The sequence below is a fragment of the Rothia sp. 11273D007AR genome (assembly GCF_053547255.1).
Genome location: NZ_JBPPWJ010000016.1, coordinates 1 through 22,940, shown reverse-complemented (window position 1 = coordinate 22,940; position 22,940 = coordinate 1). Strand labels below are relative to the sequence as shown.

The following is a 22,940-nucleotide window of genomic DNA, read 5'->3' as shown; positions in this document are numbered from 1 at the left end:
GGGGAGACCCATGCTCGAGGTCAAAAACCTCACCAAGAAATACGGCCCTAAAACCGCCGTCAACAACATCAGTTTTACCGTGCCCAACGGCAAAGTCACCGGCTTCCTCGGCCCCAACGGGGCAGGCAAGTCCACCACCATGCGAATGCTCGTGGGACTCGAAAACCCCACCTCAGGCAAGGCCCTCGTCGACGGCCAACCCTACCGCTCCCTCAAAAGCCCCCTGACCTCCGTCGGTGCCCTGCTCGACGCCAAGGCCATGCACCCCGGACGCTCCGGAGTAGCCCACCTGCGCTCCCTGGCCCTCACCCACGGAATCCCCAAGAAACGCGTCGACGAAGTCATCGAGATGACCGGCCTGGCTGCCGTCTCCAAGAAAAAAGTCAAGGGCTTCTCCCTCGGCATGGGCCAGCGCATGGGTATCGCCGCCGCCCTGCTCGGCGACCCCCAAAACATCATCCTGGACGAACCCGTCAACGGCCTCGACCCCGAAGGCGTCATCTGGGTCCGCAACCTGGCCCGCCACCTGGCCTCAGAGGGCCGCGCCGTCCTCATCTCCTCCCACCTCATGAGCGAAATGGCCCAAACCGCCGACGACCTCATCGTCATCGGACGCGGCCGGGTCCTGGCTAACTGCTCCATGGAAGAGTTCCTCGCCATCGGCGACTCCAATAAGGTCCTGGTCCGCACCGACGCCCGCGACGCCTTCGCAGCGACCCTCACCGGGGCAGGCTACAGCTTCACCCCCGTCGACACCGACGGCCTCATGGTTGAGCAGGCTGACGCCCGCGCCCTGGCCCAGCTGGCTGCCCGCACTGACGTCCTGCTCCACGAGCTGACCCCCCAAAAGTCCACCCTTGAACAGGTCTACATGAACATGACCCGCGACGAGGTCGAATACCACTCAGCCGAGTTCACCCCCTCCACCGGCCAGGACGGCGCCACCCCGGCGCTCGCAGGCCCTGCAAGTGGCCCTGCAGCCCCCTGGACCCAGACTTCAACCGACGCTAAGGAGAACTAATCATGACTGCTACCCTTTCTGCTCCTGCGTCAGCCTCCCAGTTCGCTGGGCGCAAGCTCTCTTTCCTGGGGGTTATGCGGTCTGAGGCCCTGAAGTTCCGTACCCTGACCACTAACTGGGTGATGACCCTGGTGTTGGCTGTGGTGATGGTGGGTATGGCCCCCCTCTATTCCCAGGTGCTGAACTCTATGATGGACAGCCCGGAGCTCATGGCCCAGGCTGAGCAGGGTATGGCGTCCACTAATGCCGGTGTTGAAAGTATTGCCAATATGGCATATGCCCTGGGTGTTTCGGGTATTGATATGGCAAATATGCTGATTGCTTCAATTGCTGCGGTCTTCATCGGGTCTGAATATGCCACGCGGTCTATTCATACCTCTATGACCGTTGTGCCTCGTCGCAGCACCCTCTACCTGGCAAAAATCCTGGTCATTTCCCTCTATGCTTTCGTCATCGGCTTTGCCCTGGCTGCGATTGCTTTCTGGGTTGGCTACCCGGTGCTGGATGAGTCTATCCGTGAGGCGCTGGAGATGAATTCCGGTTTGCTGATGAACTGGGTCGCCGCAGGTATTTACTTCATGTTTATGTCCTGGATGGGCTTTGGCTTTGGTGCCCTCTTCCGCAATAACGCCGGCGGTATTGTGCTGGTGGTTTTCCTGCTTCTGATTCTGCCCATTATTGCCAGTATTTTTATGGGTCAGTTTGAGTGGGTGGCGGATGCCTTCAACTACCTGCCGTCAGGTCTGGGCCGGGTTATTTTGACCTATAACCTGAGTGAAGATGCCGACTTAGGCTACCTGGAAGGTGGCGCCTGGTTTGCCCTCTGGGCCGCTGTGCCCGCCCTGCTGGGCTACCTGCGGTTTACTCTCACCGATACCCGCGGCTAAAACTAGCTAGTTCTTGACTGGCATGGGTGGTGACTTCTTCTCAAGGGGAAAGAAGTCACCACCCTTATTGTTTGGCTTTACAATAGAGCCATGGTTGAGCGCAAGAAAAAGGACGGCGAACAGTGGCTGGCCCGTGCCGTCTCCCATGCCCGTCCCGAGGCTGTGCGCGACACCTTCACCACCTCCATCCAGCGAGTAAGCCGAATCCCGGGCCAGGTCGGGGAGTTCTCCGGGCGCGCCGCCGGCGTCCTAACCCGCAAGGACGCCCGCACCGTCCGCGTCCGCCTTACCCTCACCACCCTCTTTGTCACCCTGCTCGCCATACTGGTCGCCGCTGTAGGCAACTACCTCTCCCTCACCCACACCCCCGAAGACAGCGTGGACCGCTACATGAGCGCCCTCGAACGCGGCGACTACATCGCCGGCATCGACCGCGGTGCCTACAGCGACTTCACCTACACCTACCTCACCAACTCCATCTACCGCGCCGCCCAGGGGCGCGTAGAAAACTACACCATCACCGGCACCAGCAAGGACGCCACCGGGCAGGTCACAGCCAGCGTCCTCGCCACCGTTGCCGGGCAAGACCACCAGCTCACCCTGCCACTCACCCAGGTGCCCCGCACCGGGCCCTTCAATGACAGCTGGCAACTTGCCACCCCCGCCCAGTCCTACCTCACCCTCACCGCGCCGGTGGCGCTCGCCGGGGTGCAGGTCAACGGCCAGTCCCTCGACCTTCCCGTTACGCGCCGTACAGAAACAGAGGCCGGGTATCAGTGGGTTATCCCCATCCTGCCTGGCACCTACGAATTCACCCTGCCCAGCAGCTCCTACTACACCCTCAGGCATGCCGACCATACCGTTACCGCTCCTCTACCGGGCGACGGAACAAGTACTCAGGAGCTCACCCTCGACGTGCGCCCGTCCCCACGCATGTGGAATGAAACCAACAACCTCATCACCTCCTGGCTAGAGCGTTGCGAAAGCGCTCGACGGTTGGATGCCCCGGGCTGCCCCGCCTCGATCCTCCACGGGGAGGACTCCACAGCTACTATCAGCGATGTCTCCTGGGAACTCACCGACCGCCCTGCCTTCTATCTGGTGCCAGACCGCACTGACCCCCGCGTCTGGAGGGCCTCACGCTACCGCCAGGCGACCTTCGAGGTTACCTACCTCGCTGATGGTAAAGCCCAACGAGAAATCATCCCCTTTTACATCAACGCTGAGGTAGTCTCAGATGGAGCCCAAGCAAGTATTAGCGTGGGCCTTGGTGGCAGTGAAGAAAGCGAAGCCCAGCTACGCCAAGCCATCGTGGAGGAAGAAGCCTCCAAATCCACCCTCCAAAAATTTGTGGCCTCACTCTAGGCCCACCTTCTAAAGGCAGGAGACCATGCCCGAACAGCCCCAGCATTACCAGCCCACCTACATTAACAATCCCGGTCGCGCCCGCTCCTTTGCGCAGGGCCAGCCGGTCTACATCGTGCAGGCCAAGTCCACCCTGGTGGCCTACCTGCTCTTCTTCTTCCTCTGGTGGCTCGGGGCCCACAAGTTCTACCTGCGCCAGCCCATCATGGGCATCTTCTACATCGTGGGTAACCTCATCGCGGGCGGTATCACCGCGGCTGTGCCCTTCATCGGCTGGATCTTCTACATCCCCCTGGTCATCGTTATGATCTGGGACCTCTTCACCATCCCCGTACGCGTCGGCTACCTCAACGCCCTCGCTAACCGCCGCATCTACTAATGGTGCTGTGAACAACACCGCTTTAACCGCGCCACCCCTGCCCAAACCGGGCGTCCTGCGGTAAAGTTGGTCAAGTCTGTGCTGGCACTCGGCCAACACCTGAGACCGGCCAGACCGTACGTAATCTCCTGCTATGGAAATCCCATAGCCGCTTAGCCCAAAGGAGGGGTTTAATCATGCGTGCATACGAACTGATGGTTATCCTCAACCCCGAGGTAGAGGACAAGGCCGTAGAGCCCACCCTCACCAAGTTCCTCGAAGTTGTCACCAAGGACAACGGCACCGTTGACAACATGGACATCTGGGGCCGCCGTAAGCTCGCTTACGAAATCCAGAAGAAGTCCGAAGGCATCTACGCCGTCGTTAACTTCACCTCAACCCCCGAGACTGCTGCTGAACTGGACCGCGTTCTGAACCTGAACGAATCCGTCATGCGCACCAAGATCATCCGCCCGGAAGATCAGCAGATCTCCTCCAAGTAAATGTTTGAGACGGGGCCCTGTTCACTAAAATGTCAGACCCCCGTGCAAAACTTCAAATACTTACTCTTATTACGACTGGAGGCATCACATGGCTGGCGATACCGTCATTACCGTCATCGGTAACCTGACCGGCGATCCTGAGCTTCGCTTCACCCCCAACGGGGCAGCGGTAGCTAACTTCACAATCGCTTCGACTCCCCGCAACTTCGACCGCGCATCGGGCGAATGGAAAGAAGGCGAAACCCTCTTTCTCCGCGCCAGCGTTTGGCGTGAAGCTGCTGAGAACGTCGCCGAGACCCTCAAGAAGGGCATGCGCGTCATCGCGCAGGGCCGTCTGAAGTCTCGCTCGTATGAAACCAAAGAAGGCGAACGCCGCACCAGCATGGAGCTAGAGATCGAGGAAATCGGTCCCTCACTCCGCTTCGCCTCCGCTAACGTATCCCGCAACCAGCGCTCAGGTGGCAACTTCGGTGGCGACCAGGGCTTCGGTGGCGGTTACGGTAACCAGCAGGGTGGCGGCTTCAACGCCGGTAACCAGGGTGGTTACGGTGGTGGCGCAGGGTACGGCAACCAGGGCGGCTACGGTGGTAACACCGGTGGCGCACAGCAGGGCAACTTCAATGCTGCCCCTGCCGCACCGGCAGCAGCCCCCCAGGCCGCACCGGCCCAGCAGGCACCTGCTGCTGACCCCTGGGGCCAGCAGTCCGGTGGCAACTACGACTGGGGCTCCGGCGCAGACGACGAACCCCCCTTCTAAACCCCGCGCAGGCACCGCCTGCACGGCAGAAGGAAAGGGACGCCGGGCGTCCTTCTTTGAACCAAGACAAAATATTCATCCATCCCGCGGTTTATCCCGCGGGCTCCCACCAGAAAAAGGAGCACCACGATGGCTAAGGCTGAAATCCGCAAGCCCAAACCCAAGCAGAACCCCCTGAAGGCTGCTGACGTCACCGTAATCGACTACAAGGACGTCGCACTTTTGCGTAAGTTCATCTCCGACCGCGGCAAGATCCGTGCACGTCGCGTCACCGGCGTGACCGTTCAGGAACAGCGCAAGATCGCTCAGGCAATCAAGAACGCCCGCGAAGTTGCACTGCTGCCCTACTCAGGCGCTGGCCGCTAAATCGATAGGAGAGTAGAAGAACATGGCTAAGATCATTCTTACTCAGGAAGTCACCGGCCTCGGCGCCGCTGGCGACGTTGTAACCGTCAAGGATGGCTACGCACGTAACTACCTGCTGCCCCGCGGCTTCGCAGTCACCTGGACTGTAGGTGGCGAAAAGCAGGTTGAGTCCATCCGCGCAGCCCGCGCTGCTCGCGCCAAGGCTAACCTCGAAGAAGCAAAGGCAACCGCAGCTGCTCTGGCATCAAAGCCCGTTGTTGTTGCTCACAAGGCTGGCGCTGACGGCCGCCTCTTCGGCACCGTCAAGGCTGAGCACGTTGCTGACGCCATCGAGGGTTCAGGCGCAGGCTCCGTCGACAAGCGTGCGATCAACCTCGGTTCCGCTATCAAGCGCACCGGCGTTTACACCGTTTCCGTGCGTCTGCACGAAGATGTTGTAGCTAACGTTGAGCTGGACGTTGTAGCTGAGTAATTCTCTTGAGGGTTATTCGCTAGGCTTCTAGCAGCATCAGGACGCCCCGTTCCCCCTTGGTGGGGGAGCGGGGCGTCTTTGCGTGGGCCAGCGGGTGCGGTTTCACAGGGGAGTCTGGCATGCTAGAGGGTATGGCTTTACAATCAACACCTTCTTCTACCCGTACCCGCCGCCCACAGAGCACTCAGATGCTGCTTGCAGCTGCGGTGACCGAGGGCCTGGCGGTGCTGACGCTGGTGTTGGCTTTTGTGGTGAACGTGGGGTCACCCTCAACGGTTCTGGCCACCTTCTTGGGGTTTATGGCTGTTTCTGTCGTAGCGGCTACCCTGGCCTTTGTGCTGGCCCTGGTGGGGCTGCTGCGCTTTGCCCGGCACACGGCCTGGTTCATCGTGATTCTGGTGGTGTCTGTGCTGGCTAACCCGGTGCTCTGGTTCTTCCTGATTGGCTACTTCTCCTAGAAGCTCCCCGGGGTGGCCGGTGCCTGCCCGCACCCGGGAAGCGCCCACGGACGTCCGCAAAAATACCCAGCTTGCTCCCAGGCAACTCAAAACCCAGTTCAAGCCTAGTGCGGTTATATGGATATAACAGCTCGAAAGGCTACAAGAAGCGAATGTGTGTGTGCTTCGAAAACCGGGTAATGCTGAACCCGGCTTTCACTCACCGATGGCGAGACCAGTATGGGGGTCTCGCCATCGATGTTTAAGTTGTTTTCACTGCTGAGGGTCTCTTTTCACCCGTCCGGCGGATGCGCTCTAGCTCCGTTTTCTCTAGGGTAGAAGTAGGTACCCACACACGAAAGGTCGCAATGGAGCACCCCACCCAGCCTTCTCATCGACAGCCACCACAGGCTCAGTCCACGCATGCCTTGGCTCCGCAGCCTCAGCCCTTACAGGCCCAGGCGTCATCCACCCGCTCGCGTATGCTGGTGCCCGATGCTGCCCGCGGGCTCATGCTCTGGGGCATTGCGGTAGCCAACGTAGCTACAGCCTGGGTGCTCTTTGCGGGCGGCCCGGCGTCTATGACCGGGCGGGTCGTCGATGGTAATTTCTGGGACAAACTGACCATCATGTTCACCACCTCCTTTGTGCATGCCCGCGGCTTCCCCATGTTCTCGACCCTGCTGGGCTTTGGGGTGGGGCTAATCGCCGCCAGCCTCTACCGGCGCGGCTACCCCCTACCGAAGGCCCGCGGGGTCATCGCCCGCCGCTACGGCATGCTGGCGATTTTCGGTGCTGTTCACATGGTCTTTCTCTTCTGGGGCGACATCATGCTGGCCTACGGCCTGATTGGCCTGTTCATGGCCTGCCTGATTGCGGTGCGCACCAAGGTCCTGCTCTGGGTCGCTGGAACGCTCTTTGCTGTGACCAACCTGGTGGCCCTGGCCGGGGTGCTCCTGCTTCAGGCGGTGCTGGGCTCTGGCCAGCTCCAGGAGCTACTGAACGGCGGCAGTGGTGATTTGTTGCAGGTCACAAGTTACTGGTCGGTACTGCTTAACGGCCTGATTGTGCTGCTGGGCAGCCTCCTCGGTGTACCCCTGCAGGCTTTCATGCTGCTCCCTCTGATGCTGCTGGGGTTTGTGCTGGCGCGAGAGGGCGTGCTGGCTGAGCCCGCGCGTCACCGCCGGGTACTGGTCTGGCTGGCCGGGGCGGGCCTGGTGGCTTCCCTGGGCACCGGCATCCCCGCCGGGCTTGAGGCCCTGGGCGTGCTGCATACCGGCATTTTTGGCATTCTCACCATGACCCTGGGCGTGCTGGGTGGCCCGGGCTTTATTGCCCTGCTGGCGCTGGCACTTGCCGGGGTTCAGGAGCGTGTGGACGCCGGCGCCCCCGTCCCTGCCCCGCTTCGACCCCTGATCGCCCTGGGCAAGCGGTCTATGACCGGCTATGTGCTACAGTCGGTAATTTTCTTGGTTGTCTTTGGCAGCTTTGCCCTGGGGCTCTTTGCGGACGCCGGTGCCTCGGTACTCCTGCTGGTTGGCACAGGCGGGTGGCTGGTGACGGTTCTCGTAGCGGTGGCCCTTGAAGCGGCGGGCAAGCCCGGCCCGCTAGAGGCCCTGCACCGCAGGATGTCCTATGGCAAGGGTGGGCTGAACTAGCTGAGGGGTGGAGGCTTCACCCGCGCCTGGGGCGCTGTCTAGGTTTCTTGGCGTGTGTGCACGGTTCTCTCTGCACACGAGCTAAGAACCCTAGACAGACTGCCGCTCCACATTCCCAGGCTGTACACAGGGACGGTATATAAGAGCTTAAGAAGGCTCCGCCATACTAGAGGTACAAGGTTCGAAAGAGCAGCCGCCCGCAGGGTGGCCCTGGAGAATCTCAAGAAAGCAGTAGTGTGTGTTTCTTGCATGGGGTCTAGCCCCGATGTGTAAATGTGTGTGTATGGATGAGGCCGGGTCGGGGGACCCGGCCTCATCGTTTTAAACTGTGCGAGTGCGCACCTAGAATGGTTGCTTATGCACTGGCTTATTTTGATTATTTCTGGCCTCTTTGAAGCTGTGTGGGCGACGGCCCTGGGTAGATCTGAGGGCCTGACCCGCTTGACGCCCACCCTGGTCTTTATCGGGGGTCTGGTGCTGAGCATGGTGGGCCTGGCCTATGCCATGCGGGAGCTGCCCACCGGTACCGCTTATGCCGTTTGGGTGGGCGTCGGTGCAACCGTCACCGTCCTCTACGCCATGGTGACCGGCACCGAGCCCGTTTCCCTGCTTAAGGTGCTCTTCCTGCTCATGATTGTGGCAGGTATTGTGGGGCTGAAGGTCACCTCTTAGAGAGAGGCGCATAATAGACCCATGAAGGTTTTACTCGCTGTCGATAAGTTCAAGGGCACACTCACCGGTGCCCAGCTCACTGAGGCGCTCGCCGCCGGGCTAGAGGAGGCTGTCGGGTGTGAGGTCATCACCTGCCCCATAGCGGACGGCGGCGACGGCACCGTAGACGCCGCCCTGGCCGCCGGCTACAGCGAAGTCACCTGCACCGTCACGGGCCCCTTTGCTGGTCAGCCGGTGACCGCCCGCTACGCCTACTCGCAGGCTGAATGCACGGCCGTCCTCGAAATCGCTGAAGCGGGCGGCATTGCCCGCCTGCGCGAAGACCAGCTGGATACCTGGCGGGCTACCTCTTTTGGTGCCGGTGAGCTGATTCTGCACGCGGTGGGAGCGGGTGCGCGGACGCTCATTATCGGCCTGGGCGGGTCGGCCAGCACCGACGGGGGAGCGGGGCTTATGCAGGCGCTCGGTGTGACACTTCAGGACGCCGCAGGGCGCGACCTTGCCCCCGGCGGCGGGGCGCTGGGGCAGCTGGCTTCAGTTGATCTGACCGGGCTTGATGAGCGTCTGGCCGGGGTAGAAATTATCATGGCTAGCGATGTGACCAACCCGCTGTGCGGCCCCTCGGGTGCCGCTGCGGTCTACGGGCCCCAGAAGGGGGCTACTAAAGAGCAGGTTCCCCAGCTTGACCAGAACCTGCAAAAACTAGCCGATGCGGTAGAAGAGGCCCTCAATGTTTCACGTGGAACATTCGCTACCGCCCCCGGGGCGGGTGCTGCCGGTGGCCTGGGTTTTGCCTGCCTGTCGGTACTCGGGGCCACCATGCGCCCCGGCGTTGAGGTCTGTTTTGAGCTCACCGGCTTCCACCGGGCCCTGGAAGGCGCTGATCTTGTGATCACCGGCGAAGGAAAATTCGACGAGCAAACCCTCCAGGGCAAGGGTCCGGCAGGGGTTGCGGCAGAAGCCTCCGCCCGCAACCTGCCGGTTATCGCCGTCTGTGGAATCAGTGAACTCTCCACCGGCCAAGCCCGCGAGGCCGGTTTCACGGCCGTCTACTCGGTGGTGGGCGATACCGCCGCCACCCTGGAAGAATCCCTGGGCAACCCGCGTCCTTACCTCCACGAACTAGCGGCCAGCATCGCCAGCATCCACCTGCGCTAGACCCTTCCCCCCCTGCCGTGGCGGGAGGCTACTTCTTCTTCCAATACCCCTTGGCATAGCCGTGGCCCTTGGGCACGCCCAGCTCCCGCCGCGCCCAGATACGCAGGGGGTGAATAGACCCGGACTCACCCGCCAACCAGGTACACACCGACCCCTCCGGCAGAGGGTAAGCCATCACGGCCTCAGCCAGCGCCCCGCGCCGGGTGGAATCCACCCAGACCACCTCAAAATGCTCAGGAGCAGCAATCACCTGCTGCGAGGCCTCCCCGGGCACCTCAATAAAGGCCGCGCCCCGGGCGCTCGCGGGCAGACTCTCAATCCAGCGGGCCATACCGGGCAGGCCACTCTCGTCACCGGCCAGCAGGTAGAAGTCGTAGTCGTCGCTGATGGAATAGCCCGACTTCGCCCCCAGAAAATGCGCGCTATCGCCCACGGCAACGGTGCGGGCCCAGGTCGTCCCAGCCCCGTGTTCGTGCAGCATGATGTTAATTTCCAGGGCCCCGGTGTGCTCGTCAAAGTTTCTGACCGTGTACTTGGCGGTGGTGGTCGGCTGGCTCCAGCGCGCCTTGCCCTTCTCGAAGGTCGGCGCGGGCAGCACCTCCCCCTTCTTGCCGGTCACCAGGTAGATGTACTCACCCACCAGCCCCTGGGCCTCAACCCGCTTGCCGTCAGCAGGCTCAGCAACCACCCGCATAACGGTGGGCGTCAGCTGCCCCACCTCGGTCACCCGGTAGTGGGAGTAGCCGCCCCGGTACTTGCCCGACTTCATCGGCTGCGGGTAGGACGCCCCCGCCCCGCCCCGGCTGCCCCCGGCATCTGAGGCGCGGGTTGGGTTCTGCACAGGGGAGGTCGCGAGCGCCGACCCCTGCCCGGCGGCGAGCGCCTTTTCCAGCTTCTCCACCCGCTTGAGCAGCTGCTTCTGCCCCTTCTTGAGGTACTTCACCTCGGCCTTGAGGCCCTTGAGCTGCTCCTTGGCGTCCTTGCCCTTGCTCTTTGTGCTGCCCACCGGCGTCCTTTCTCTGGCTACGACCAGCCCCTCTTGGCACTGGCCAGCTCAATCTCTAGTACATAAGTACTCTAGCTAGAACCCATGCTACCGAGATAAAGTTAAGCCCATCACACCAATGCAGTTGTGACATCAAGGAGGCACCCATGACAGCTACCTTCACCCCAACCAGCTCCCCACTGGGAAAGGCCGCCTGCTGGCTGACCTGGGGCGGGTTCAGCCTAGCGACTTTCACGCTCATTGCCTGGTTTGCATCGTTAGGCTTTTACCAACCTGACCTGGCCCTTGTTTTTATCCTCATCCCCCTCACAGGCTTTATAGGAATTGCCCTCTACAACCTCGGGCTGATTCTTGGCCTGGTTGCTATCTACCGGGGTCAGGCCAAGACGGCACTCCACTGGGGGCTCTGGCTCCCCATCGCACTGGTTGTCCTTCTCTTGCTCATCGCCTGGGTAGGGGCTCTTCTCTTACAAGGCTCAGCCCTGCACCCCTAGGAGAATCCCATGTCAGACATCACCCAACCCCACATCGCCGGTTTTCACATCGCCAACCCCCGCAATGCTAAGTCGGCTACCGTTCTGACGGCTATCGGCGTCGTCCTCATCCTGGCCCCCGTAGCGCACCTGCTCGCTGTTCCCCTCGGCCTCCTAGGAGTGCCCGTCGCCAAAGACTGGGTAGAACTCAGCTACGACCCTTTCGGCGCCAATATCCTTCTTGCTATCGTGGCCCTAGCCCCCGGCTACTTCTGCCTCCTCGCAGCCCTACGCCGCGCCCCCTCCATACCCCGCCTTATCGCAGCAGTCACTGCCCCCACCCTGGTACTGCTCTATGCCCTCTTTGCCGTCTACTACTACCTCACCAGCATCTAGTCTCACAGCGAAGCGGTGGTCTCCGGGCGCTCGCAGGTGAGATGATAGAAGCTCATCATATTCTTCACCACCGAGGGGGCCGCCTTGTCTGAGAGCCAGTCTGAGTTCGTCCGCACACCGCCGCACGACGACACCGCCGAGCAGTCGGTACTGGGCGGTATGATGCTCTCCAAGGACGCCATCGCCGACGTCGTTGAGGTCATCGGCGGCGGCGCTGACTTCTACAAGCCCGCCCACGAGATGATCTATGAGGCCATCATCCACCTCTACGGGCACGGCGAGCCGGCGGACGCCATCACCGTAGCCGACGAGCTGACCAAGCGCGGTGAACTGAACCGCGTGGGCGGCGCAGCCTACCTGCATTCCCTGATTGCGGGCGTCCCCACCGCCGCTAACGCCGGTTTTTACGCCGAAATTGTGGCCGAGCGCGCCATGCTCCGCCGTCTGGTTGAGGCAGGCACCAAGATTGTTCAGCTGGGCTACTCCGGCGACGGCGAGGCCGAGGCCTTGGTCAACGCCGCTCAGGCCGAGATTTACGGCGTCTCTGCCAACAACACCAAGGAAGACTACGTCCCCCTCTCTGAGGCCATGAATAGCACGGTCGAAGAGATTGAGGCCAACGGCTCCCGCGACGGCGGCATCCACGGCGTGCCCACCGGCTTCATCGAGTTTGACGAGCTCACCGCCGGCCTGCAGGCTGGGCAGATGATTGTGATCGCCGCGCGTCCGGCGATGGGTAAAGCGCTTGCCCTTGACACCCCTATCCCTACCCCCACAGGCTGGACCACCATGGGCGATATCTGCGTGGGCGACACCGTTCTGGGCGCAGACGGGCACCCTACGACTGTCACGAACGCTACCGACGTGATGACCGGGCGTCCTTGCTTCAAGGTCATTTTTGATGACGGAACCGAAATCATTGCGGACGCCGAGCACCAGTGGCTCACAGAAACCCGCGCGTCCCGTCGGGCACGCTCGTCAGCTCTGGCGGGTTCAGGCGGGGGGCGTGTGCGGATGTCTGTGGGCGCGCAGGTGCGCACCACCGCTGAGATTCGTGAGACGGTTCGCTGCGCGACGGCTGACCGTCGAGCCAACCACTCTATTACCAATGCCCGCCCGCTCCAGCTGCCCGAAGCTGACCTGCTGGTTGCCCCCTACACCCTGGGAATTTGGTTAGGTGATGAATCGACTGCTCTGGCACCAGATGTTGAGAGCCTGTGCACTCTGGGCGTTCTGAATAATAAGCACATTCCTATGCAGTACCTGCGGGCCTCTGAAGCGCAGCGCCGAGCTTTGCTGGCAGGGCTGCTCGATAGCGACGGCACCGTTACAAATGCCGGGTGTATTCAGTTCACGGTTACGAACCGCCAGCTGGCGTACGATACCCAGGAGCTGGCGCTTTCTTTGGGGTACCGCACGGGTATGGCAACGAAAAAGGTCAAGGGCAGTAGCGAGGCTACGTCGACGGCCTACAAGCTGACCTTCTCTTCCTCTGATTCTGTTTTTGCTCTGTCTCGCAAGAATCAGATGCACCGTGACCGCGATGCCCGTCCGACCGCTAAGCGAAGCTCTCGCTACATTGTTGCTGTGGAGCCTGTTGATTCTGTGCCGGTGCGCTGTATTGAGGTAGATAACGAGCAGCATCTTTTCTTGGCTTCTCGCGCTTTTGTACCCACCCATAATTCTACGTTTGCCCTAGACATCGCCCGGTCTGCTGCCATTAAGCACGGTATGACCACGGTGTTCTTCTCCCTGGAAATGGGCCGCAACGAAATCGCTATGAAGATTCTGTCGGCTGAGGCTGGTATCAATCTGTCTGATTTGCGTAAGGGCAAGCTGGACGATGATCAGTGGGCCAAGATTGCTACTGCCATGGGCAAGATGGACTCCGCTCCGCTCTTTATCGACGATTCACCCAATATGACCCTGATGGAGATTCGCGCTAAGGCCCGCCGCCTGAAGCAGAAGAATAACCTCAAGCTGATTGTTCTGGACTACCTGCAGCTGATGAGCTCGGGTAAGAAGGTTGAGTCGCGCCAGCAGGAAGTCTCGGAGTTCTCGCGTGCTCTCAAGCTGATGGCTAAGGAGCTCGAAGTGCCTCTGATTGCCCTCTCACAGCTGAACCGTGGCTCTGAGCAGCGTACCGATAAGAAGCCGCAGGTATCGGACCTTCGCGAGTCGGGCTGTCTGACTGCCGATACTCGTGTGCTTCGCTCTGATACGGGAGCTGAAACAACGATGGGTGAACTTTTTGAGCAGGGCGCTCAGGACGTCCCGGTATGGTCCCTGGGGGACGACATGCGTTTCGTGGAGCGGCACCTGACCCACGTCTTTTCTACGGGCGTGAAACCTGTGTATCGTCTAACGCTAGCATCGGGTAAGACCCTGCGCGCTACCGCCAATCACCCCTTTTTTACCTACACAGGTTGGAAGGGGCTGGGTGAGCTTGCAGTGGGCGATCGGTTGGGCGTACCCCGCCATGTTAACGGGCCGTCTGCCCGGACGCACTGGAGCGACGAGCAGGTCATTTTGCTGGCTCACATGATTGGTGACGGATCTGCTTTAGCTCGACAGCCAATTCGTTATGCATCTATTGATGAAGAGAACCTCTCTATAGTTGCTGAATCTGCATACAAGCAGTTCGGAATTGAAAGCGTCAGGGATACTCACGAAGCAGCGCGTTGTACTTCTTTGCGACTGCGCTCGCCGGAGAAGTTAACCCATGGTAAGCGGAATCCGCTCGCTGCATGGCTCGATGATTTAGGTCTTTTCGATAAGCGGTCGTGGGAAAAATTTATTCCAGATCAGGTTTTTGCCCTGCCTAAACAGCAGATTGCCCTCTTTATTAGACATCTATGGGCAACTGACGGCTCTGTTACCGTAAATAAGAACGGGCGTTCAGGACGTATCTACTACGCCTCAACTTCTCGTGTCATGCTGGACCAGCTGTCTCTTCTGCTTCTGCGGTTTGGTATTAACACTCGTGTTCGCGGTACCACCATTAAGGGCGAGTACCGTCAGGGGTACAGTCTCGATATCTCCGGACGCGATGAACAGCTCCGCTTCTTGCGTGAAATCTCTGTTTACGGGGAACGCGCTAAGAGTTGCGAGAAACTGCTTGCGGCAATTACTGCTGAAGGCGTTCGCTCTAACACCAACGTTGATACTGCTCCGGTACAGGTGTGGGACGATGTTAAGAAAATCCTGTCTGAGAAGGGAATGACGCATCGTGAATTCCAAGCTGCCATGGGTTCAAAGTATTGTGGTTCGGCCTACTATAAAAGCGCACCCTCTCGCTCTCGTTTAGCAAAGGTAGCCAGCGTCCTTGATGCTGCTGAGCTCGACATGCTTGCGGTCAATGACCTTTTCTGGGACACCGTCACTTCTATCGAGTACGAGGGGGAAGAAGAGGTCTTCGACGCCACTGTGCTAGGGAACCACAACTTCATCGCCAACGGCATCACCGTTCATAACTCTATTGAACAGGATGCTGATATGGTCATTCTCTTGCACCGCGAGGATTACTACGAGAAGGAATCAACCCGCGCAGGCGAGGCGGACGTCATTGTTGCTAAGCACCGTAACGGCCCCACCAAGACTATCGCGGTCGCCTTCCAGGGCCACTACTCGCGCTTTGCCAACATGGTGCACGACTCTTACACTGGCACCGAGACCTTCTAGTCCCAGCCTAAAAATAAGCCCCCAGGAGTCGACCCTCTCGCTAGAAGAGGCCGTCAAACAGCGACAGCTGCTCCTGGGGGTTCTTCTTTTTCGGCGCGGGCCGGGTCTTACGGGAGAGAGAATTCCCCTCAAGATAGCTCCGAACGGCAGGTGCGGTGCGTTCAACCAGTTCATCGGTGCTGAGCGCGGCAAGGTGGGGGAGCTGTAGAAGGTAGCGGCCTACCGCTACCCCTAATAGGTGGGCGCTTAGGAGCTCCGCGGACGCCTCATCCAGGCTAGGCTTCAGCGGGTCGGCACAGCTTTGGGTAAGGTGCCGCGCTAGAGCTTCCTTGATGGCGGGTGCCCCCGTGGCTGATGCAAGAGCCGAACGAACTAGACCTATAAGCAGCGGTCCTGTCTCGGGTGATTCCCATAGGTGTAGGTAGGTCGCGACAAGATCGGTAGCTCGGTCGCCGCTGCTGGGTGTTGTGGTCTGACGGGTTGAAAGTTCCGTCGCCTCGTTGAGCAGGGTTGTAAAGAGCGATTCTTTTGACCCAAAGAAATGCCGAATGAGGGCGGGGTCAACCTGGGCCTGCGCAGCGATAGCCCGAACAGAAGTACCCTCGAACCCGTGTTCAGCAAAGAGGGCAGTAGCTGCCCGCAGAATATCGTCGCGTGAGCGGGTGCCGCCGCTGCGTCGTCCGCGGGGGGAGCCGGAAGTAGTAGAGTGCTGAGCTGCCATACGCCCAGTCTACCCAAAATTCCCCACCTGTAGATGAAATTCATCAAGTGTAGAATAATATCCCCACCTGTTGAATTATGTAGGGTGGACTAAAAGACCCGTTCGCAAACCCCGATAACTCATCACCTGAAAGAGCCCCATGAACTTCTCTACCCTGCATGAAACCCTGGTTGCGGCGTCCAATCCCGCCAATGCTGCCCCCATGGCCGCCTACATGCGTAATCAATTCCCCTTCCTGGGAATTAAAACCCCGCAGCGCCGGGAACTCATCAAACCCCTGCTGGCAGAGGCCCGGGTAGAAGCGAAGACTCAGGGCATAGACCGCAGCTTCGTTGAGGCCTGCTGGCAGGCTCCGGAACGGGAGTTCCAGTACGCCGCGCTCGATTATCTACACGCCCTGCGCTGCTACCTCGAACCTGAAGACATCGACTGGTTGCGCGATCTCATCGAAGAGAAAAGCTGGTGGGACACCGTTGACCGCCTCGACACCATGGTCGGCGAGATTCTCTGGCGCAACCCCAACGATGCCCTTATTCTCGATTGGGCACAGGACGCCAACCTGTGGGTGCGCCGCGTAGCTATTGACCACCAGCGCCCCCGCAAGGCCGAAACAAACACCGCCCTGCTCGAAGAAGTCATCACCCTCAACTTTGGTTCTAAGGAGTTCTTTATCAATAAGGCCATTGGCTGGTCCCTGCGCGAGTATTCCAAGACCGACCCCGCCTGGGTTGCCGACTTCATTGCCCGCCACGGCGCCCGCATGGCCCCTCTGAGCGTGCGCGAGGGCTCTAAGAGGCTCTAGATAAATGAATGATTGGCTGGTATTCTGAAGCGTAGAAGCCCCGGTGGAGCGCTACTTCAAACTTGTTTTGGAGTATTCTCGCCGGGGCATTGTCATATCACAAAGGAGTGATGCCTAGGATGCAGGAAACTTATTGGGTAGAGCAGTGGCTTTCAGCAGAAAGATGGGAAACCTATAAGAGCGCCGCCCAGGAAGATTTTGATTTAGCTCTGCGTCTGTACGAGTGGAATACTCAGCTGGCAGGGGCAATAATGCACGATGTTGCCCATATCGAAGTTGCTCTTCGCAATACTTACAACCGTGTCCTTTCTGACTCGTGGTCTGGTTCAAATCACTGGCTACTAGATTCTGTATCACCTGTAAGAGCGCCTTTGATACGAGTACGGAATGGGCAGAAAAGAGACTTGAATGCCCGTAACCGTATGAGTATTGATGAAGCGGCGAAACGTACTCGCTTACCGAACCCCCTGCCTGGGCAAATTATTGCTGAGTTATCTTTTGGGTTCTGGCGTCACCTTACATCGGCGGCGTTAGAGAAAACTTTGTGGGTGCCGTACCTGCATGAAGCCTTCCCTTCTAAAACAGATCGAAAGAAAGTAGACCGGGCTCTTGCTCTTGTGAATGGTGTGCGTAACCGTGCAGCGCACCACGAGCCTTTATTTACCGGCCGAAGGCTACAAGAGGTTACGGAGGCGCACCAGGCTATCGGTACGCTCGCTTTCATGTTTTTCCCAGAGCTGGGTGAACATCTTCGCCAAATAAGTTCTGTGAACTTGTATTTAGAAAACCGTCCCTCGGAGTAGGGATTCTTCTGTCATTTCCACCCCGGCGGTACCCTGGTGTTATGACTTCCTCAGCTTCCTCACCCCGCGCGTCCGCCGCTCCCGATGCCGGCCTGCTGGCCGGTAAGACCATTGCCGTGACTGCCTCCCGTCGTATTCAAGAGCAGGTTGCGGCCTTTGAGCGGCAGGGGGCGCGCGTGCTGGTGGCACCCACCGTCCGCATTGTGCCGGTGGCAGATGACACCGAACTGCACGCGGCCACCGACCACATCATTGCTAACCACCCCGACATCCTGCTGGTCACTACCGGTTACGGCCTGAACGGCTGGTTTGATTCCGCCCGCGAGCGCGGCCTTGAGGAGCAGCTGCGGCAGGCTCTTGCGGGGGCTACGATTTTGGTGCGTGGCGCTAAGGGCCGGGGTGCGGTGCGTGGTTTGGGGTTTGAGGACGCCGGTATGGCGGCGCAGGAGCGCACGTCGGCTTTGGTGGATTTGGCGTTGGAGCGCGGTGTTGCGGGTAAGCATGTGGTGGTGCAGCAGCACGGGTCGCCGGATGCGGCGCAGGAGGAGCGTCTGGTGGCTGCGGGGGCGCAGGTGACGGCTGTGGTGCCGCACCGGTGGGAGGCTCCTGAGCGTCCTGAGCTGGTGGATGAGCTGATTGATGCCCTGGTGAAATCTGAGCTGGATGCGGTGACGTTTACTGCTGCTCCTGCGGTGACTGCCCTGTTTGAGGTGGCGTCTGCTCGTGGGGTGCTGCCGCAAGTGGTTGAGGCTTTTAAAACGGGAACTATTGCTGCTGCTGTGGGGCCGGTGACGGCTGAGCCACTGGAAGAGGTGGGCATTACCTCTCTTGCACCCGAGCGTTTCCGGCTGGGGGCTCTGGTCAAGGAGCTAACCGCAGCTCTCTCTGATAGGTAGGGCCGGTGGGTATCTTCGAGCCGCCGCAGGGGTGGGGCCCTGCTCTGATTGAGTATCTGGGTATTGAGCCCTGGCGTATTCCGATTGTGATGCTCTCTGCCCTGGGTATCTACCTGACCTTTTTGGTGCTGGTGCGTATCTTTGGGGTGCGAGTGCTGAGCGGCTGGAACGGTTTTGATGCGGTCATCATCATTATGTTTGGTGCGGTGGCTGGCCGCGTGATTATTGGGCACCCGCCGACGCTGGCGTCTGGCATGGTGGGGCTGGGCACGCTCATGCTGCTGGAGAGTATTTTTGGTGCGGTGCAGTCGGTGACCGGCATCCGGCATATCAACCACAAGCCCCGGGTGATTATGGCTCACGGCAAGTTTGTGGTGCGCCATTTGAAGCGCTCGCATCTGGCCCCGGCGGAGGTGTATGCGGCTCTGCGTAAGGCGGGTATTTCGCAGCTGAGTCAGGTGCAGTGCGTGGTGCTGGAGGCTACCGGCCAGCTGTCGATTGTGCGCGAGGGCGTGCAGATTGACCCGCAGTTGCTGCGCGGAGTGGTGGGTGCCGATAAGGTGTTGAAGAAGCGGTGAGGACGCCCGGGGTAGAGCTAGCTCTACCTGGCAGGTGGGGTGCAGGTGAGGTAAGAGTAGAGACTGCCCCACTGTGCTTGGGGGTTTGGAGCGAAAGAATAGAAGCATGACAAGCACCGATTACACCCTGCACGACGCCGCACCTGCCGCACCCGCGGCAGGGAGCCAAGCACCGGCGTCCTTTGATACTGACCCCGCCGGCCAGCCCAAGCCCGTCAAGAGCCTGTGGCGCCGTATGGCTAACCCCTTCTATATTTTCACTGCTGGCCCCTGGATCGCGTTTGCCGTGCTGGTAGCCCAGGGCATTGTTGCCTCCCTGGTGACCGGCCTGACCGCCTCCATTATCGGTATCGCGGTTCTACCCTTTGCTGCTATCGGGTTCGCGGTCTATGAGCGCTGGCGCCTGGCAAAGACCGGCCACGGGGTGATCGCCAACGGCCACGTCGACTACCCCAACGCCAGCTTCTGGCAGGGAGCTCTCTTCCGCCTCAAAGAAATTGCCACCTGGCGCGAGGTCGGCTCCCTGGCACTGACCGCCCTCTGGGGCTGGCTGGCAGGCGCAGTACTCGGCCTGCAGGTCATGGCCCTTGTCGGCACCAGTGCAGTAGCCTACTACCTGGGTATAGGGAACAGGCTCTACCTCGACTGGCAGTACCTTTCCCTCTACTCCCAGGGGGAAATGAACTACTACATCAACCAGGGCCTTCTTCCCGCAAGCGGCCAAATCTTTGAAGTTACTCCCCAGTACTGGTGGGTCTTCCTGGCCGCTATCCCCGTCCTGCTCATCATCTTTGCCTACGTCAACGGCCTGCTGGCCGCCACCGGCGCTAGCCTCTCCAAGCTGATCCTGTCCTCCCGCCCCGAAGAACAGGAACGCGAACTGGCCCGCCTGACCGCCTCCCGCGCCACCATCGTTGACGCCTTCGAAGGGGAGCGCCGCCGCATCGAGCGCAACCTGCACGACGGCGTCCAGCAGGAACTGGTCAACCTCAACCTGCGCCTTGGCCTGGCCGAGATGGAAGCCAAGAACCTGGTTACTGATACCCAGGACGCCCGCGCCGCCGCCCTGCTCAACCACATCACCGAGGCCCGCACCCAGCTCTCCCACGCCCAGCAGACCCTGCGCGACACCGTCCGCGGTATCTACCCGGCGGTGCTGGAAGACCACGGCCTCAAGGCTGCCCTAGAAGAGCTGGTACGCCACAGCGTCCTGCCGGTTCACCTGACCTACGACGCCCCCGCCCGCCTGCCCCGCGATATCGAGCGCACCGCCTACTACACCGTCAATGAGGCTCTGACCAATACCCTCAAGCACGCTCAGGCCCAGTTTGTCTCACTCTCTACCTTCGTAGCGGGGGAGTCCCTGGTGGTTACGGTAGAGGACAACGGTATCGGCGGCGCTGACCCCGCTCGCGGTACCGGCCTTGCCGGCCTGGTAGAACGCGCCGCCGCTCTGGGTGGCACGGTGCAGGTAGATTCCCCAGCCGGTGGCCCCACCCGCCTGACCCTGGCCCTGCCCCTACCCAAGGACTCAACAACCCTGTAGCGTTTCACGTGAAACGTTGTCACGAAAGGTGCCCCATGCGCATTATCCTCGCCGAAGATTCCGCCCTGCTCCGCCAGGGACTGACGATGGTGCTAGGAGCGCTGGGGCACTCCGTGCTTGCAGAAGCCGAGGACGCCCCCTCCCTGCTCACCGCCGTCGAGGCGGCTATGGCGGGGGAGGGGGTCGATGCCGTCATTACCGATGTGCGCATGCCACCTACCCACACGTCCGACGGTCTGAAGGCTGCCCTGCAACTGCGCGAAACCTACCCGGGGCTTCCAATCGTGGTGCTCTCCCAGTACATCACCACCGCCTACGCCCGCGAGCTTTTCGCCCGCTCCGCGGCCGGGCTGGGCTACCTGCTCAAAGACCGGGTGGGGGACGTCGAAGAATTCGCCCGTGCCCTCGACACCGTGGTGGCAGGCGGCACCGTGATCGACCCGGACGTCGTCCAGCACCTGCTCGGCGGCACCTCAAGCAGCGGGCAGACCGCCGGACAGGTACGCGGGGCACTGCCGGGCACCGCTGCCGATACTTCCGGTGCGAACGCCCCCACCCCATCTTCCTCCCCCGGGGCAGGTACTGCCGGGGGAGCGTCCGCCTCTTACACCGCCCATGCGGCAGCCCATCCCACCGAGGGTAAGCTGGCCAGGCTCTCCCCGCGCGAACTAGAAATCCTGCGGCTCATGGCGCAGGGGCGATCCAACGCAGAAATCGAAGCTGAACTCTTTATCTCCCCGGCAACTGTTGCCAAGCACGTGGGCAATATCTTCGACAAGCTTGACCTGCCCGCCGATACCGGCAACCGCCGCGTCCGCGCGGTCTTGGCCTTCCTAGAGGGGTAGTTGCCCATACTAAGGGTGTAGCAGGCTCGCAGCGAAGCTGCTGGCTCGGATGAAGTGAGCGAGTGCGAGCGCGCGAGCACACAAGAGCGAATGGAATCCGCCGTCAGGCGGGGCGTGAATCGCTTGTGAGCGTCAGCGAACCAGCGAGAGGGTCGGCAGCAAGTGCGAGCCTGCTACACCTTTCTTTGTTCTACTTCTGAATCATGGCCTGCGCCAGCACCTCAAGGCCGCGGTGGGCCTGTTCCGTGCTGGGGGAGAGATTAGAAATCATTAGCTCGTCGGCCTGTACCGAATCAGCGAAGCGGGTGAGGTAGTCACCTACCTGCTCCGAGGTGCCTACCGCGGTGTAGCGCAGCATGTCCAGGATTTGCTGGCCCTGGGGTGAAGCGACCAGCATATCCAGCTCGTCGTCGCTCAGGTCGCGGTCATCTAGGCGCATCATGGACTTCACCCGCTGCCGGTGCGCAATCACCTGCTGGGCGCGGGCGTCCTCTTCTGTATCGGCGGCAATCACGTTAGCCGCAGCGATCACGTAGGGCTGCTCTAGTTGCTCTGAGGGGGTGAAGCGCTCGCGGTAGACCGCTATGGCCTGTTCCAGGTGAGTGGGGGCGAAGTGGGAGGCAAAGGCATAGGGCAGGCCCAGGGCGCCAGCGAGGGAAGCGCCGAAGAGGGAGGAGCCCAGGATGTAGAGGGGCACCTTGGTCCCTGCCCCCGGGGTGGCGTGGACGCCGGGCACACGGGTGTCCCCGCTCAGATAGCCTGCGAGTTCCTGGACGTCCTGGGGGAAGTTCTCTGCGTCCTGCGGGTCCCGGCGTAGGGCGGCGAGGGTGCGCATGTCGGTGCCGGGCGCCCGGCCCAGCCCCAGGTCGATGCGGTCGGGGTACATTTCGGCCAGGGTGCCGAATTGTTCTGCCACGGTGAGAGGGGAGTGGTTGGGCAGCATGACGCCGCCAGCTCCCAGTCGAATGGTTGAGGTCTGTGCACCAACGTGGGCAATAAGCACTGCCGGGGCTGCTGAGGCAATGCGCTGCATGTTGTGGTGTTCTGCGTACCAGATGCGTTCGTAGCCGAGCTTCTCTGCGTGCTGGGCTAGCGCTACAGAGCGTTTGAAGCTGTCTGCGGGGCGTTCACCCGGGAAAATCAGGGCAAAGTCGAGCAGGGATAGGGCTGGCATGGTGAATGTCCTTCTCTATATAGGGGTTGTGTACGCCTGGCATAACGGGCAGAGATGGGTGCAATATTCCTTGAAAAGGGGTCAGGGAGGGCGATTTGGGGGAGTTTTGAAGGTTTTTCAAAGAATTTTAGGTGTAGTAGGTCATAGATGTGAGCCATAGACCTGCCTCACTGACCGCCTATGACTAGGTGAAATATTCTCGACTAAGGTGGTTTTTGGGGTCAAAAAGGGGTGCATGGACGCCCGTGGGTGGTTTTTGGGGTCATTTTCGACTTGCGAAGTGTTTTGAACCTGCGTAGAGTATTACGAGTCGCCACGGCACAGGGGAAACCCGCCAAGCGACAAAACACCTAGTCACATAGCGA

General features: G+C 60.5%; 24 protein-coding genes. 21 read left to right on the top strand and 3 right to left on the bottom strand.

Features of this window, described 5'->3' with window-relative positions; genetic code table 11:
* Nucleotides 1-10: 10 nt before the first annotated feature.
* The 12 genes from ACED88_RS09340 (at nucleotide 11) to ACED88_RS09285 (ending at nucleotide 9,654) form a co-directional block, all read left to right on the top strand.
* Nucleotides 11-1,021, top strand: a complete 1,011-nt coding sequence (locus tag ACED88_RS09340; protein WP_449107160.1) for an ABC transporter ATP-binding protein — start codon at nucleotides 11-13, stop codon at nucleotides 1,019-1,021.
* A 2-nt stretch (nucleotides 1,022-1,023) separates the two neighbouring features.
* On the top strand, nucleotides 1,024-1,908 hold the full coding sequence (locus ACED88_RS09335; RefSeq protein WP_449107159.1) for a hypothetical protein: 885 nt from the start codon (nucleotides 1,024-1,026) through the stop codon (nucleotides 1,906-1,908).
* A gap of 90 nt (nucleotides 1,909-1,998) precedes the next feature.
* Nucleotides 1,999-3,273, top strand: a complete 1,275-nt coding sequence (locus tag ACED88_RS09330) for a hypothetical protein (RefSeq protein WP_449107158.1) — start codon at nucleotides 1,999-2,001, stop codon at nucleotides 3,271-3,273.
* 25 nt (nucleotides 3,274-3,298) lie between these two features.
* Complete coding sequence (locus ACED88_RS09325; RefSeq protein ID WP_237187013.1) at nucleotides 3,299-3,652, top strand: TM2 domain-containing protein; 354 nt, start codon at nucleotides 3,299-3,301, stop codon at nucleotides 3,650-3,652.
* A gap of 176 nt (nucleotides 3,653-3,828) precedes the next feature.
* Nucleotides 3,829-4,134, top strand: coding sequence for a 30S ribosomal protein S6 (gene rpsF / locus ACED88_RS09320; RefSeq protein ID WP_135011322.1), 306 nt, complete (start codon nucleotides 3,829-3,831; stop codon nucleotides 4,132-4,134).
* An 88-nt stretch (nucleotides 4,135-4,222) separates the two neighbouring features.
* Nucleotides 4,223-4,891 carry a single-stranded DNA-binding protein gene (locus ACED88_RS09315; protein WP_237207639.1) on the top strand — a complete coding sequence of 223 codons (669 nt, stop codon included), beginning with the start codon at nucleotides 4,223-4,225 and terminating at the stop codon, nucleotides 4,889-4,891.
* Nucleotides 4,892-5,020: 129 nt separating this feature from the next.
* On the top strand, nucleotides 5,021-5,257 hold the full coding sequence (gene rpsR / locus ACED88_RS09310) for a 30S ribosomal protein S18 (RefSeq protein WP_004005948.1): 237 nt from the start codon (nucleotides 5,021-5,023) through the stop codon (nucleotides 5,255-5,257).
* A 22-nt stretch (nucleotides 5,258-5,279) separates the two neighbouring features.
* The gene (rplI, locus tag ACED88_RS09305) at nucleotides 5,280-5,729 is read left to right on the top strand and encodes a 50S ribosomal protein L9 (protein ID WP_449107157.1); all 450 of its coding nucleotides are present in this window, start codon (nucleotides 5,280-5,282) and stop codon (nucleotides 5,727-5,729) included.
* Between the two features lie 131 nt (nucleotides 5,730-5,860).
* Nucleotides 5,861-6,187, top strand: coding sequence for a hypothetical protein (locus ACED88_RS09300; protein ID WP_449107156.1), 327 nt, complete (start codon nucleotides 5,861-5,863; stop codon nucleotides 6,185-6,187).
* A gap of 347 nt (nucleotides 6,188-6,534) precedes the next feature.
* Complete coding sequence (locus ACED88_RS09295; protein WP_449107155.1) at nucleotides 6,535-7,824, top strand: DUF418 domain-containing protein; 1,290 nt, start codon at nucleotides 6,535-6,537, stop codon at nucleotides 7,822-7,824.
* A gap of 357 nt (nucleotides 7,825-8,181) precedes the next feature.
* Nucleotides 8,182-8,496: a DMT family transporter gene (locus ACED88_RS09290; RefSeq protein WP_449109438.1), complete on the top strand. Its 315-nt coding sequence runs from the start codon at nucleotides 8,182-8,184 to the stop codon at nucleotides 8,494-8,496.
* Nucleotides 8,497-8,517: 21 nt separating this feature from the next.
* Nucleotides 8,518-9,654, top strand: a complete 1,137-nt coding sequence (locus ACED88_RS09285; RefSeq protein WP_449109437.1) for a glycerate kinase — start codon at nucleotides 8,518-8,520, stop codon at nucleotides 9,652-9,654.
* Between the two features lie 28 nt (nucleotides 9,655-9,682).
* Here ACED88_RS09285 and ACED88_RS09280 read toward each other — a convergent pair whose 3' ends face one another.
* A complete protein-coding gene (locus ACED88_RS09280) occupies nucleotides 9,683-10,660 on the bottom strand; it encodes a siderophore-interacting protein (RefSeq protein ID WP_449107151.1) in 978 nt (325 codons plus the stop codon).
* A 146-nt stretch (nucleotides 10,661-10,806) separates the two neighbouring features.
* Here ACED88_RS09280 and ACED88_RS09275 point away from each other — a divergent pair, with 146 nt between their 5' ends.
* The 3 genes from ACED88_RS09275 to ACED88_RS09265 all read left to right on the top strand — a co-directional run bounded on the left by ACED88_RS09275 (nucleotide 10,807) and on the right by ACED88_RS09265 (nucleotide 15,210).
* Nucleotides 10,807-11,154, top strand: a complete 348-nt coding sequence (locus ACED88_RS09275; RefSeq protein ID WP_449107150.1) for a hypothetical protein — start codon at nucleotides 10,807-10,809, stop codon at nucleotides 11,152-11,154.
* A 9-nt stretch (nucleotides 11,155-11,163) separates the two neighbouring features.
* Nucleotides 11,164-11,529 (top strand): hypothetical protein, encoded by a 366-nt coding sequence (locus ACED88_RS09270; RefSeq protein ID WP_449109436.1) that lies wholly within the window; start codon nucleotides 11,164-11,166, stop codon nucleotides 11,527-11,529.
* A gap of 84 nt (nucleotides 11,530-11,613) precedes the next feature.
* Nucleotides 11,614-15,210 carry a replicative DNA helicase gene (locus ACED88_RS09265; RefSeq protein ID WP_449109435.1) on the top strand — a complete coding sequence of 1,199 codons (3,597 nt, stop codon included), beginning with the start codon at nucleotides 11,614-11,616 and terminating at the stop codon, nucleotides 15,208-15,210.
* Between the two features lie 40 nt (nucleotides 15,211-15,250).
* Here the strand turns inward: ACED88_RS09265 and ACED88_RS09260 are convergent, their stop codons facing one another.
* The gene (locus ACED88_RS09260) at nucleotides 15,251-15,931 is read right to left on the bottom strand and encodes a TetR/AcrR family transcriptional regulator (RefSeq protein ID WP_449109434.1); all 681 of its coding nucleotides are present in this window, start codon (nucleotides 15,929-15,931) and stop codon (nucleotides 15,251-15,253) included.
* A 139-nt stretch (nucleotides 15,932-16,070) separates the two neighbouring features.
* Here ACED88_RS09260 and ACED88_RS09255 point away from each other — a divergent pair, with 139 nt between their 5' ends.
* The 6 genes from ACED88_RS09255 (at nucleotide 16,071) to ACED88_RS09230 (ending at nucleotide 21,401) form a co-directional block, all read left to right on the top strand.
* Nucleotides 16,071-16,733 carry a DNA alkylation repair protein gene (locus ACED88_RS09255; protein WP_449109433.1) on the top strand — a complete coding sequence of 221 codons (663 nt, stop codon included), beginning with the start codon at nucleotides 16,071-16,073 and terminating at the stop codon, nucleotides 16,731-16,733.
* 119 nt (nucleotides 16,734-16,852) lie between these two features.
* Nucleotides 16,853-17,536, top strand: a complete 684-nt coding sequence (locus ACED88_RS09250) for an Abi family protein (protein ID WP_449109432.1) — start codon at nucleotides 16,853-16,855, stop codon at nucleotides 17,534-17,536.
* 41 nt (nucleotides 17,537-17,577) lie between these two features.
* On the top strand, nucleotides 17,578-18,432 hold the full coding sequence (locus tag ACED88_RS09245) for a uroporphyrinogen-III synthase (protein ID WP_449109431.1): 855 nt from the start codon (nucleotides 17,578-17,580) through the stop codon (nucleotides 18,430-18,432).
* A 5-nt stretch (nucleotides 18,433-18,437) separates the two neighbouring features.
* Nucleotides 18,438-19,010, top strand: coding sequence for a DUF421 domain-containing protein (locus ACED88_RS09240; RefSeq protein WP_449109430.1), 573 nt, complete (start codon nucleotides 18,438-18,440; stop codon nucleotides 19,008-19,010).
* Nucleotides 19,011-19,116: 106 nt separating this feature from the next.
* Nucleotides 19,117-20,556 carry a histidine kinase gene (locus ACED88_RS09235; RefSeq protein WP_449109429.1) on the top strand — a complete coding sequence of 480 codons (1,440 nt, stop codon included), beginning with the start codon at nucleotides 19,117-19,119 and terminating at the stop codon, nucleotides 20,554-20,556.
* Between the two features lie 35 nt (nucleotides 20,557-20,591).
* Nucleotides 20,592-21,401 (top strand): LuxR C-terminal-related transcriptional regulator, encoded by an 810-nt coding sequence (locus ACED88_RS09230; protein ID WP_449109428.1) that lies wholly within the window; start codon nucleotides 20,592-20,594, stop codon nucleotides 21,399-21,401.
* 190 nt (nucleotides 21,402-21,591) lie between these two features.
* On the opposite strand, the gene ACED88_RS09225 is transcribed toward ACED88_RS09230, so the two are convergent.
* Nucleotides 21,592-22,575: an LLM class flavin-dependent oxidoreductase gene (locus tag ACED88_RS09225; protein WP_449109427.1), complete on the bottom strand. Its 984-nt coding sequence runs from the start codon at nucleotides 22,573-22,575 to the stop codon at nucleotides 21,592-21,594.
* Nucleotides 22,576-22,940 lie beyond the last annotated feature (365 nt).